This window comes from Polaromonas sp. P1_E12 (genome assembly GCF_056405975.1).
The window spans coordinates 254,733-267,428 of the sequence record NZ_JBFUBB010000003.1 but is presented as its reverse complement, the minus strand read 5'-3'; the positions used below and the strand labels follow the sequence as shown (position 1 = coordinate 267,428).

Annotated in this window: 4 protein-coding genes; 1 reads left to right on the top strand and 3 read right to left on the bottom strand. The window is 64.7% G+C overall.

Annotation, left to right across the window (positions count from 1 at the left end):
* The first annotated feature begins 1 nt into the window (after position 1).
* Entirely contained in the window at positions 2-838 is an 837-nt protein-coding gene (proC, locus tag AC1D13_RS11105; RefSeq protein ID WP_457281406.1) for a pyrroline-5-carboxylate reductase, read from the top strand.
* Between the two features lie 213 nt (positions 839-1,051).
* On the opposite strand, the gene AC1D13_RS11100 is transcribed toward proC, so the two are convergent.
* The 3 genes from AC1D13_RS11100 to AC1D13_RS11090 form a co-directional block, all read right to left on the bottom strand.
* On the bottom strand, positions 1,052-3,736 hold the full coding sequence (locus AC1D13_RS11100; RefSeq protein ID WP_457281407.1) for a hypothetical protein: 2,685 nt from the start codon (positions 3,734-3,736) through the stop codon (positions 1,052-1,054).
* Between the two features lie 71 nt (positions 3,737-3,807).
* A complete protein-coding gene (locus AC1D13_RS11095; RefSeq protein WP_477689537.1) occupies positions 3,808-9,846 on the bottom strand; it encodes an SdrD B-like domain-containing protein in 6,039 nt (2,012 codons plus the stop codon).
* Between the two features lie 116 nt (positions 9,847-9,962).
* Positions 9,963-12,605 carry a beta strand repeat-containing protein gene (locus AC1D13_RS11090; RefSeq protein WP_457281409.1) on the bottom strand — a complete coding sequence of 881 codons (2,643 nt, stop codon included), beginning with the start codon at positions 12,603-12,605 and terminating at the stop codon, positions 9,963-9,965.
* Between the last annotated feature and the right edge of the window lie 91 nt (positions 12,606-12,696).

Sequence of the window (12,696 nt, the reverse complement as noted above, 5' to 3'; positions counted from 1 at the left end):
CATGACCTCCACTTCCCGCACAAGCAACGAACACATTGCCTTCATAGGCGGCGGCAACATGGCCAGCGCCATCATTGGCGGCCTGCTTAAACAGGGCATGCCAGCCAGCCAGATCCAGGTGGTCGAGCCTTTTGAGGAGCAACGCAACAAGCTCACCCGGCAATTCGGCGTGCAGGTGCATGAAAAACCCGGCGCGCCACTGGCCAGCGCCGGCCTGGTGGTCTGGGCTGTAAAACCGCAGACTTTCAAGGATGCAGCCCTGCAAACACGCTTTCACACCAAAACCGCCCTGCACCTGAGCGTGGCAGCCGGCGTGCGGTCCAGCAGCATCGCGCGCTGGCTGGGCACCGAGCGCGTGGTGCGCGCCATGCCCAACACGCCGGCGCTGGTCGGCAAAGGCATGACGGCGCTGTTTGCGCGGGATGCCGTGACAGACGATGACAGGCTGGCCGTCGAGCAGGTGGTCAAGCCCACAGGGGATTTCCTGTGGCTCACCGAGGAAGCCCATCTGGACGCGGTCACCGCCATTTCGGGCTCCGGCCCGGCCTACGTCTTTTATTTTGTGGAAGCCATGATCGAGGCAGGCACGGACATGGGCCTTGCGCCGGAACAGGCGCGCAAGCTTGCCGTCGGCACCTTTGTAGGCGCTTCGGCGCTGCTGCAGGCGTCCGACGAGACGCCCCAGACCCTGCGCGCCCAGGTCACGTCCAAAGGGGGCACCACCTACGCCGCGCTGACCTCCATGGAGCAGGACCGCGTCAAGATGCTGTTCATGCGCGCCATCCACACGGCGAGGCAGCGAGCCGGTGAATTGGGTGATGAGTTTGGTGCGGGCTGAAGAGGTTTAAGAGAAAACCTCCTGCAACCCAATGTAGGAAAGCGCAAGCAGCTATCTATTTAGGAGCTTAGGAACTCAGCTCATCTGGTGATGAACTTTGCTTCCCAAGCCCCCAACTTAATAGCTGCTCAGGCACATATTCGATGTCAATGGCCAAAACTACAGAACAGCCTGAAAAAAGCCGTTTTCCGCCTCTGTGAGCACCAGGGAAGCCTACTGATCAACCTTGACACGGTAAGTGACGACGATTTGTGCCCCAGAGGCCAGCGAACCGGTAAAAGTCCACTTCAATGCCCCCTGCGCGTTCACGGCCGGTTGCGTGGTCACCGTGCAGCCCGTGATACCCGTGGGCAGCACGCCTGGGCAGGCGGTGGAGACGAAGCCGGTGAACGCCGGGGTCGAGTCGCTCACAAACAGCGTGGACAGCGCCTGTGTGCCGTTGTTGGTGGCCGTCAACGTGTACTGCAGCGTGTCGCCAGGGCTGGCGTTTACGCTGGTGGCCGAGGCGATAGCCTGGGTGACGTTGCTCACCAGCTTGGCCAGCGACAGGTCGCCAGCCTGGCCGACGGTGGTGATATCGGTGACAAGCAGGGTGCTGACGCTGAGCGCCGGGCTGGCGTTGGTGTAGCTGAAGGCCGCGCTCAAGGTTACGCTGTTCTGCGCGCCCTGGCCGGCCCCAGCGGGCACGAACTGCTTGACGATGAGGCAGACGGTCTGCCCGGCGGTGACGGTGAGAGCTGTGGTGACCTGCGCCTCGCTGGCCTCCAGCGCTGCGTTGCAATTGCTGTCCTGATACAGCACCTGGCTCCACGCAGGGCTGGCCGGCGTGGCGGTGTTGGCCATCGAGAAGGTGACTTGCCCGCCGGTGCCGGCGGTGTAGGTGTGGGCGTAAAACACGACCGTGCCGGGCTGGGCGGTTTGCGCGCCATTGGGGCTCAGGGTGTTGGGCGCCACCATGCCGAAGCTGATGCCGGTGCGGGCCAGGCCAGCGCCGGCGGTGTAGCTGACGCTGGGCCGGGTGTAGCTGCCGCCCGTGGTACCGGCCGAGCCGCCGGTGGCGGTGTAGCCGGCCGGCAGCACGGGCGTGATGACCACGGTGCCGCTGGTGACACCGGGAATCCACAGAATGAAGCTGCCATCGCTGGCAGTGGGTTCGGTGTCCACCGTCGTCGCACCCTGCATGGCGTTGACGGTGATGCCGGCCAGGCCGGGCTCCGTTCCGGCCTTCACGCCGTTGTTGGCAGTGCCGCCGCCCGCGCCGTTGTCGGCAAACACGTTGCCGCTCAGCGTGCTGCCGCTGTACAGACCAAAGTTCTGCGGTGGGGGCGGCGCGCCTACGATGCTGAACTGAATCACGCCGGTGGGGTTCTGCGTACCGATGAAGCCGGCCGGATACGCAGCCGCGATGTCGCTCAGCGTGTTGTTGCCGTCCACGATCAGGCAATAGTTGCCCTGCTGTATGTTGGTGAAGCTGTAGGCGCCGGTGGTGAGGTTGACCGATGCAGCCACGGTGGCCGGCCCAGTGCAAGTGCCGCCCGTGCGCGGCGCAAGCTTGACCCACAGCGCGCTGGCTCCGCCAATGCCAGCCTCGCCCGCGTCCAGGTTGCTGTTGTGGTTGGGGTCGCTGTAAACGTTGCCGCCGAAACCCAGGGCTACCGTACTGACCACGGGCGCAGCGCAGCCGGCGCTCGGCGTGTTGGCGGCAGTGCAGGTGGTGGCTGTCGGCGGGCTGGTGCCGCCGGCCGGATCCACGGCGGTGTAATTGGTGACCGTGATGTTGCTCGTCGGTCTTGCCGTAATTTGCAGGGTCGAGGTGCCGCCGCTCGCGGCGATGGTGCCGACGAAATCGCAGGTCACCAGCGTGCCGCCGGCATTGGCCGCGGTCGAGCAGGTCCAGCCGGTGCCGCTGCTGCTGACGTAGGTCATGTTGACAGGGAGCTGGTCGACCACGCGCGCCACAAAGGCCGGCGTCGTGGTGGTGGTTGCCACCGTGAGGGTGTAGACACTGTTGGCGCCCACCTGCAGCGCCGGGCTGGGCTGAGACTTGCTGACGGTCAGCGTGGGGTAAATCGGCGTGATGGTGACGGAGCCATTGCCGCCGGGGTTGCCTGTACCCGGCGCTGTGCCGGTTACGGAAGCGCCGCCCGCGCCGCCCGCCGAGGCGCTCGCGGTGAAGGCTGAAATCAGCACCGTGTCGCGGCAGGAGCCGCCTCCCGTGGCCTGGCGGGTGGCGTTGGCACCGCTGCTGTCCACCAGTTCCGCGCCACCCACACCGGCCGCACAACCGCCGCCACCACCGCCGCCGCCGGAACCGTCGCCGACACGCGTCGTGCCGGCGGTGCCGGCCCCGCCTTGCAAGGTGCCGATCGTTATCGCTGCCGGCAGGCCGGCGCGGCCCGGCACGTCGAGCGCGCCGCCCTGCCCGCCGCCACCGCCGCCGGCGATGATCAGCCTGGCATTGGCGGCCGTGGCCACCACGCTGGCGGCACCGCCGCCAGCACCGCCGCCGGACCAGCCGCTGCAGCCGGCCTGGCCACCGGAGCCGCCGGCCCAGCCCGGAGCACCGCCCGCAAGGCCGCCCGCGCCCGCCGCGTTGGCGCAGGTAAAAGCACCTTGCGATGTGTTGCCGGGCCGGCCACCCTGTCCGACGGCCACGTTGAGCACGGTGCCGGGAGCGATGTAGTAAGTGCCGGTGGCCCGCGCACCCGCGGCGCCAGCGCCGCCGTCGCCGTTCAAATCATTGCCACCGCTGCCGCCGCCCGCGCCGTTGGCCTGGATGATCACGCCGCCCGCCCCCGCAGGAACGGTGTAGGTCTGCAGGGCGCCGGTGTAATTAAGGGTCGTCTGAGCCATCGCCCACGGCGCTGCCACCAGCATGATGACAGCGGCCCATGCCATGCGCCCCACCCTGCGGGACTGCGGGCGCAGGCGAAGCGCATGGAGGGAGAAGCCTGGACGCTGAAAGAACATCATGATTTGGGGCCCGCCGTGTTGGTAGGTGAGGCAGTAGCCGTGCCAGCGGGTTCGAACACATTCTCATCAAACTTGAAGCGTACACGCAGGTAGACACCGCGCTGGGTGTAGGCTTCACCCGCCAGGTCAGCGGCCCTGAAACCCTTGATGTTGTAGCCCAGTGACACCCACATGTTTTTCCAGGCCAGGTAGCCGACTTCCACGCCCACCGCGGTCTCCGCAGCACCGTTACCCCACATGCGGTAGGCCTGCAGGCTGACGTCCCAGCGCTCGGTAAGGTCCCAGGTGGAGCGGCCGCCGATCAACTGTGTAAAGGAGCGGCTGCTGATGCCGTTGGACTTGTCGCGGCCCCATTTGGCGGCATAGCGCGCGCTCGTCACCCAGCTGCGGCTGGGCTGAATATTGAGGTGTGTGGAAAGAATCAGCCCGGACTCATCGCGGCTGACGCCCGGGCCCAGGGTGCTGTCCGAATCCTTTTTGTATTCGATGCGACCCAGCGCATTCCACACGTCAGTGCTCACCGGGCGATAGGCCACGCCGGACTGGGCTGTAATCAATTCACGCTTGCCGCCCGTGGCGCCGAGGTTGGTCTGCTCGCTGTAGAGGCCGCGATTGAGCAGGGTCCAGCTGTCGTCCAGCTTGTTGGCCAGCGCGCCCGTCAGCAGCCAGCTGCTCGAAGTGGTCGATGTCTGCCACTGCACCTGGCCGGACGCTTTCCAGGTGGCCGCGGCCGTGTAGTCGGCCCCGATGGTGACGGCGCTGGAATCGTCAATGGTCACACCCGACAACGGCTTGATGCGTTGCAAGCTGGCTGTCAGACCGACGCCGCTGTCCAGGCGCCAGAGCCTGCGCAGGCCAACAGCTGCTTCACTGCTGCGGCCGTTGATGCTGTCGCCCATGCGGTATTCATTGAACAGCTGCGTGCTGTCCGACAGTTCTGTGTTGATACCGGCAACGGTGGTGTATTGCGAAGTCGACGCATTGAGCGTGTAAATGCTTTTCAGACTATTGATGAAGTCATGGCGCGCATACAGACGCGTTGTGGAATTAATGGCATAGTTGCCGCCGACGCCGATCTCCCGGCCGCCGCTGCCGTCGATCGCGTATTCGGCCAGGCCGTAGACGTCGGCTTGGGGCACATCCGGAACCGGCACCGTCACCTTGACCCGCGCCGTGGTGTAACCCACCTCCTCGGACGAGCCTGAAGCCAGCGCCGTGGCGGAAGGCGTCACCGGAACGGTACTGCCAGGCAAGGCCGGACCGGAAAGCGCAGCGGCGGTGTTGGCGCTGCTGTAGCGCACGCCAACTTCCACCTTCACATTTCCGGGCAGGCTGTGTTCGAGCTTCAGGTCCGCGCCGGTTTGTGCCGCGCCTGTCACGCTGTTGGCAGTGCGCAGCGCTTCAGCGACAAGCCTGTTCTTGTCATCCACCGCGTAACCGATTTTTGCGCCGTATTCAGACTGCCCGGCCGACTGCACGCTGTTGGGGTTGTAAAAACCCGCACTGGTGCGCGCACCCCAGACGCGCGCCTGCAGCGCCTGGTCATCATGGCGGACTTCCACGCGCTGGCCTGAGCCGTTGCCCTGCAGATCTGTGCTGCTGCGGGCGATTTCACCGGTGGCCACGGTCTTTTCGCCCAGCTTCGCCGTCACGTTCAACCCGCTGAGGTTTTGGCGATTGGCGGGGTCGGTGTCCTGCACCGCCGTCGCGCCGAGCGATATACCCGGAAGGACTTCCAGGCGCGCATCGGCGCCGGCGACCGTATGTTTGGGGCCGCCCGAGTCCACCGAATAGCTGACCCGCACGAAGATCGGATTCAGGTCGGCGTCCACGCTCGGAACCGGAGTCTTGAGCAGGAGCTGGCCGCTGAAAGGTTCGATTTCGTAGTCGGTGAACTGCGCCAGCGGCGCGTCATTGATGATGACCGACGCCTGGCTGCGGCTTCGCGTGAGGATGTCGACCTGCTGGCTATTAACCACGCCGTTGATGTTGAGCCGGAACGGCCCGGAAGTGCCATTGGCGCGGAATTCCTGCACCAGCTGTGTCGTCGCCGTGCGGCTTGCAAAACCTTCCACGGTCACTGCGCCTTCCTGGTAACGGCCCTTGACACCGTTCAGGGCGCGCGCGTATTGCGTGAGCTGACGTGCGGCGTTGTCGCTCTGGGTTGAATAGTCGCCCAGCAGTGCGTAGTTGGTGCCGTTTTGCAGCATCACGTAGAGCTTGCCGGTGGACTGGGCGTCAAAGCCACGCGCCGACGAATCGCCATACACCGGGTAAAACTGGTTGGGCTGGATATCGCGGAACAGCGCCGTATCGGAAGGCTTGTCGGAATCGTAGGCCAGCGTCAGCAGGGAAGAGCCGAGCACCTTGCCTTTGAGGAACAGCGCAGTCCGCGCAGCCGCTTCGCCCTTGCCGCCCGCAAAGCTGCGCGACGTGCTCCGGATCTGCCGTTCAAAAACATCGCCGCTTTGCGCGGGTTGCAATGCGGAAGGATTGAGGCTGCGCAGGTTGAGGGTGCCCTCCACAATACCGGCCGCAATCATGGGCCGCAGGTTGGGCATGAACTCGATGGCCGCCACAGACTTGACGGTGCCGCTGGCAATACCAAGCTCCGCCTTTCCGGGCTGGGCTGGTGGCAACAACAAAAAGCGGCCCTCACCACCTTCAACGAAGACCTGCGTGCCGGGCTGGCGTGCGTCCAGGTCGGGAGTCTGCCACTGGCCAAGGCTTGCCTGCAGCGTCACTTGGGTTCGCACGGCCACCGGCAGCCCTTGCGCATCGCGCAGCGAAATGGTGACAGGGACGGCAGTCGCACCGTCAGCAATCAGCTGCGCAGGCGCGCCAACTTCGATCTTTGCCAGGGCACCGGGAACCAGGATCGTGACTTGCGCCGTTCCACGTGCATTGCCAAAACCGTCAACAGCGCGCACACCCAGCGTGTTGCGGCCGGGCCGGAGGTCAACACCGATGTATTCCCAGGCGACGACGCGGTTCTTCTCAAGACTGCTCTTCTTGCCTACCTGTGTGGCGGGTACCAGTTGCCCATTGAGGGTGACCTCAAACGTGGCGCCTAGCGGGCCTTTCACCCGGACGCGGGTCTGGGCTGAAGGCAACACCTGCTCGTTGACCAGCCCGACAAAACCCGTTTCACCATTGAGCTCCGGCAGGAGATCTTCCAGTGGAACGACTGCCTGTAGTGATTCGGCAGCGGAAACCGCGGAAGGTGGCACAGACTCCGACGCGACCTCCAAAGGCGTGTAAATAGGTTTGGGCAACCCCTGGGCGTTAGGCGCGTATGGTCCGCCCGGATCGCCCACTGCGCCCAGGGTGCCCGGCAGCGGTGCCACCGAACCTGCGGGAGTATTGTTTTTCTGTGCTCCGGGCAGACCGAGCACGCCGCTGGAGGGAAGCGTCCGGCTGTCCACCGAGGCTGCACGGCTGGACTGCAGCAACTGGCCTGCAGCCTGGGCGATCTCCGACGGATTGCCCAAGGCCTTTCGGCGAAGCGCGATCTGCTCCTGAATGGCAGGCGTGCATTCGGCGATGGCAAAGTCGGCCTTGTGGAGTTCGCCATTGATCAAGTCCACAAAACGGCTGGCTGCATCCAGGGCATTCCGGTTGTTGAGCACCTGGAGCGAAGCACCTGCAGGCAATGTGATGCTGTCGATCTTGGCGACATGGGTGCGTGGCTCGAGGCCGTAGAAACTGTATTTGCCTTCCTCGTCCGTCACGGCATAGGTGCCGTCTTCCAGATAGATCCGAACGCCCGGAATGCCTGGCTCACCCGCGTCCTGCACACCATTACGGCTGCAATCGGCAAACACCTTGCCGATCACATAGGCTTTGTTGGAAAACACACCGCCGACGACCTGGACGCGAACGCTGGACCGGTTGGACCGCACCACTCCGCTGGCGGCCTGCGCCGTATTGATGCCGTCGCCGCCCTGGCTGCCCACGCCGACGCGCACGCGGTAGGTCAGCGTCGGCTGCGAGCCGGAGGCGATGGCACCCACCGCAAACTGAAGGCTGGGACCCGCACCGCCTGAAGGGTCTGAAAGGGGCACGCCGTTGAGCCGTGCCGTGCCGCGCACATAGGCAAAGCCGGCAGGCAGGCTGTCGCTGACCACAACACCGGGGAGTGCCCCTGCGCTGACGTTGTTGAACTTGATCGAGTAGTCAACAAAGTCCCCGACTTCTGCTGTCTTCTTGTTGGCTGTTTTCTGGATAAACAGGCCACCCGCATTCGCACCTGGATCCAGGGGTACGTCGAAATGCACAGGCACACCCGCCACGACGAAATTGCCCCCGTAAGAGCCCGGTGTATCGATCAGCCGACCCGCAGGCTGTACCCCGGCAGGAAGCAGCGATGGAAAGGTGAAGCCCGCCGGTTGGGTGATTACCAGCCGGTATGTGCTGTTGGCCACCAGCGGAAATTCATAAAACCCGTCGGCAGCTGTCACGACAACGCTGGGAGCCGGCGTTACCCCATCTATCTGGAACACGACGGCTGGCCCACCGGGAACCCCGCCATTGCCGGCACCGGTGACGTCGATCAGCGCTACCGTGGCGCCGGCAACAGGCTGGTTGGTGGATGAATTGAACACGATGCCGGAAGGATCCACCAGCAGCGTGGTCGTCGCCGAGACGGTGATGCCGCCGCAGGAGGAAATCGTGGCCGTCACCGTGTCGTTTCGCAGCACTTCCAGTATGCCGTCGCCGGAAGCCACGATGTGCGTCGCCGCATTGGCTGTGGGAACATTCGGCATGATGCGGAAGATGCCAGTGTTGGGGCCGGTTTCCACAGCCGTAAAGGTTTCCGAATCTCCCGTAAGCCGGCTCACCAGCGTGATGGGCACCGTACCTACTGTCGTGGAGTCAGCGTTGCACACAGCAGCATTGGCCTGCACAAACAGTGGATGGCCCGGCGTACCGAGGGCGGTCCGGTTGGCATAAGAGGCGTTGCTGTAGAAAAGGATGTCTGCCGCGTATGCCGGCAACGGCAGCACCACCATATTGCTGGTGGTGGTCAACGGTGCAGCGGCGTCAGTCCAGTCCGCATAGGCCGTGCCCGACACATTGCCGGACGCGTTGGCGTTCACGCTGACATTAAATGTTCCCTGGAACAATCCGCCCTGGGGCAACGCGGCAATGCCCCAGGCAACGGCATCCACCGTGGCACCACCGGGTATTGCCGTGACATAGCTGTTGGTCGCTCCGCCCAGCAGGTGATACAGCGTCTGGGCACCGGGACTGGTAGACGGCAGGGCCGAGACAAAGGCCGTGTTGACCGGCACCGGGGCGCGCAGGATAAAAAGCGCCACCGGTGCGCCATTGACAAGCACATTCGCCGGGCTGGCCGCCATGTTTCCGTTGTTGATGGCCCTTGCGGTAAAGCTGAGAGCACCACCCTGAGTAGCGGTGGCCGACGAGGCTGAATAGCTGACCTGGATTGCCGCACCATTGGTGAGATTGATCGTATCGGTGTTGGTCGCGCTGGCCCCCTGGACCTGGCTCAACGCACTCAGGGTAATCTGGGCCGTCTGGCCAGGCGTCGCGCCCGGCGGGATCTGGCCCGTGATCAGCAATCCGGCATTGGCGCCAACGGCAACCATCACGGGACTTCCGGCAGGAACCACGGGTTCACCCGCATCCACCAGACCGTTGCCATTGACGTCCAGCACCACCTGGACATTGAGCGGTGTGAAGGCGCTGCCGCCGGACACACTGGCCGTGATCAGGTAGTTCGTCGTGCTGTTGCCGGTGTTGGCAAGGTTATGGTTGATCGTGAATGACGAACCTACGCCGATCAACAGGTTCTGGCTGGATGCCAGCGTGAGCGCTTCAAGCGTCGCCACCGTGGTGTTCACGGTGTTGGAGTTGAGGTGAACCGTCAGGCCCGTCGCCGTGTCCACAAAAGTCGCCGTCGCCGTGTTGCTGATCACCGTCCCCGCCGGGGTCGGCGCTGCCTGTGCTGCTGCCCAGAAGAGCAGCAACATGCAGGAGATCAGCAGCTTGCGCAGCGGGCGAGGAAGCATGGTTGATGGGCTTGTTGTTCGGTTTTCGACAGGGCGTCGCTTTCCAAAGGGCACGCGGCCGTGCCCTTTGAAAAGCGGGGAAGCTTTCGCTTCCCGCGCTTGAGGTCAGTCCCGGGTTAGGGGTTGATGCGTACACCGAAAGTCACGACAGCCGACTGACCAGGGGTCAGGGTGCCGATCGTCGCGGTGACGGTGCCCGCTGCGCCTGCGGAGGGGCCGGTCACGGTACCTACCGTGCTTGCCGCAGCGCTGCTCAGGGTGGTGTAGCTAGGCGTCGCGTCGGACACCACAACGGAGGTCGCATTCGCGGATCCCACGTTGGTCACGGTGATCTGGTACAGCACGCACTGGTTGGGACGGGCGCTGAGGGTAGCCGCCGCGTAGACCGTGCCGCCGTTGGCGCCTGCGCAAGCCGTGTCCAGGGATTGCGCCTTGGTCAGCGTCAGGTTGCCGGCGATCACGGTCGTACTGTCAACCGCAGTAGCCACGGCAGGAACTGTCGTCGCGTAGCTGCCATTGGTGGTCGTGACCGTGATGGTCGTGGCGTCCACTGCACCGGGGGTTGCACCGCTAGGAGCGATCACCTTGTTGAACACCGTGATCGATGCACCGGGAGCCAGACCCGCAGGCAGGACGCCCGCGGCGTGCAGCGTGCTGCTGATCTGAGGGTCGGTCGCGTCGAGTACGCCGTTGGCGTTGGCATCGTAGTACAGCGCGGAAGTCCAGCCGGCCTGGTTGTCGGCGCCGGCCAGGGTCAGCGTGCTGACTGTGCCGTTGCCTTCCAGCACGTTGCCGGTATTGGTCAAGGTGTGGCTGTAGACGTAGGAGCCGCCCGGGTAGGTCTGGCCGGCGCCATTGGGCGTCAGGGTGACCGAGCGGACAGCGCTCACGATCACGGCGTCATGCAGCGTGTCTGAAGCGTTCGACGTGGGCGACAGCGTGCGGAAATACAGCTGCGTGGTGCCTGCCGCAAAGCCGGCCGGCACACCCACCACCGCGCAGACGACGACGTTGCCGCCGGCGGCCACGGAGCCGGTGTTGGTGATGGTCGCGCCGGTGGTCGAGCAGTTGCCCACGCCGCCGTCGGCGCGGAAGCTGACCGTCCAGCCAGCGGGCAGCGTCACGCTGGCGAAGGTGTTCACCGTGCTGGCGCCCAGGTTGTAGCTGTCCGGCGACGGGCCGGTGTTGTTGGCCACGATGGTGAAGACCGTCGAAGCGCCCGGGTTCAGCGTGTTGGTGACCTGCGCGGCACCTTCACCGTTGGCAAACACACCCACGCCGGGAACACCCACGGCGGTCGGCAGATTGTTGGTCGCATCAACTGCCGCGGCAGTCACGGCGGTCAACTGGTCGTTGGTGGTGGCCGTCTTGGTCGGATCAAACACCGAGGTGGCCGTCTTGGCAATGATGAAAGGCGCACCGGTGTTGGTCGCGTTCGGCGGCAGCGTGGCCTTGAGGATCACGTTGTAGGTGGCGCCTGCGGCCAGCGGGCCGGTGTCAACCGTGCCGTCGCTATTCGTATCGACCAACGGCGTGACGCCGTCGCTCTTGTAAAGCTGGAAGGTCGTGCCGGCCGGGAAGTTGCCCGTGCTCAGCGTCATGTTGAAGGTGTCGGAACCGTTACCGGTATTGGTCACCGTGTTGGTGAAGCTTACCGTCGAGCCGGGCGCGGCCGGGCCAGGCACCGTGGTGCCGGTCAGCGTCACGGCGGCGGTCTGCAGCACCGTGAACGGCACCGTATTGGAGCCGCCCGTTACCGTGGTAGCGCCGTTGTTGTAGGACGTCGTGGCGGTGTTGTTCAGCACGCCGGGTGCAGTTCCCCCGGCCACGGTCACGCCGAAGCTGATGGTGCCAGATTGGCCAGCCGTTACCTGGTTGAGCGTGACCAGCAAGGTCTTGGTGCCCAGGGTGTAGCCCGAAGTCAGGGTGTTGGGTGCAGAACCACTGGAGGCACCAGCGTCGCTCAGCGCCGTGGCGCCCGTCACGCTCCAACGTGCAGAGCCTGCGGTATAGGTCAGGCCTGTCGGCAGAACGTCGGTGATCGCCACGGCGGTGGCCGTGCTGTTACCGGTGTTCGTGTAGGTCAGGGTGTAGGTGATGGCCGTGCCGGCGGAGCCGCTGGATACGCTGGCCGACTTGGTCAGCGTGACGACTGCGTTGGTCGTGGCCGTGGTCACGTCGGTGTTCGACTGGGTTTTCGTCGGGTCAAATACGCTGGTGCCGGTCACCGTGATGGTGTTGGTCTGTGCCGCCGTAGCCGTGCCCGGCAAGGTGGCGACCACGATGTACTTGAAGAGACCGCCTGCCGCCAGTGCGCCCGTCGAAGTGATCGCCGGGCCCGTTGGTGTGCCGCTGCCGTTGTCGGCAAAAATCTGGACGCTGGCCATCGAGAAGCCACCGGTATTGCTGGTGGTCAGATTGAACGTGTCCGTGCCGTTACCCGTGTTGGTCAGGGTGTGCGGGTAGTACACCACGCTGCCGGGTGTCGCGTTCTGCGCGCCATTGGCCGCCAGGGTCAAGCTCGCAATCTGCTGCACCGTGGTCTGCACCACGTTCGACGTGACCGTGCGCGTTATGCCGGATGCATCCGAGTACGTGGCCGAGGCCTGGTTGCTGATGGACGTGCCCGCCGGCGGCGGCGCGGCGTGGGCCGCCAGGCCGGCCAGAGCCAGCGCAAGCGCGACAAACAATCCCACAATCCAGTGGGTGAAGAAGTGCTGCAACCCTAAAGGCTGCGGACTCGAAGGATTGGCATACATGGCTTTTTCTCCTGGCTACTTAACAACGGTGAATCAACAAACAATTAACGGGGAACGGAAAGGCGAAATGCGCCGCCCGCATGGCGGGAGG

What these genes read in the sequence shown, in the direction of transcription:
- AC1D13_RS11100 (WP_457281407.1), bottom strand. Translation starts at nt 3,736, where the DNA reads ATGGCATGGGCCGCTGTCATCATGCTGGTGGCAGCGCCGTGGGCGATG.
- proC (WP_457281406.1), top strand. Translation starts at nt 2, where the DNA reads ATGACCTCCACTTCCCGCACAAGCAACGAACACATTGCCTTCATAGGC.
- AC1D13_RS11090 (WP_457281409.1), bottom strand. Translation starts at nt 12,605, where the DNA reads ATGTATGCCAATCCTTCGAGTCCGCAGCCTTTAGGGTTGCAGCACTTC.
- AC1D13_RS11095 (WP_477689537.1), bottom strand. Translation starts at nt 9,846, where the DNA reads ATGCTTCCTCGCCCGCTGCGCAAGCTGCTGATCTCCTGCATGTTGCTG.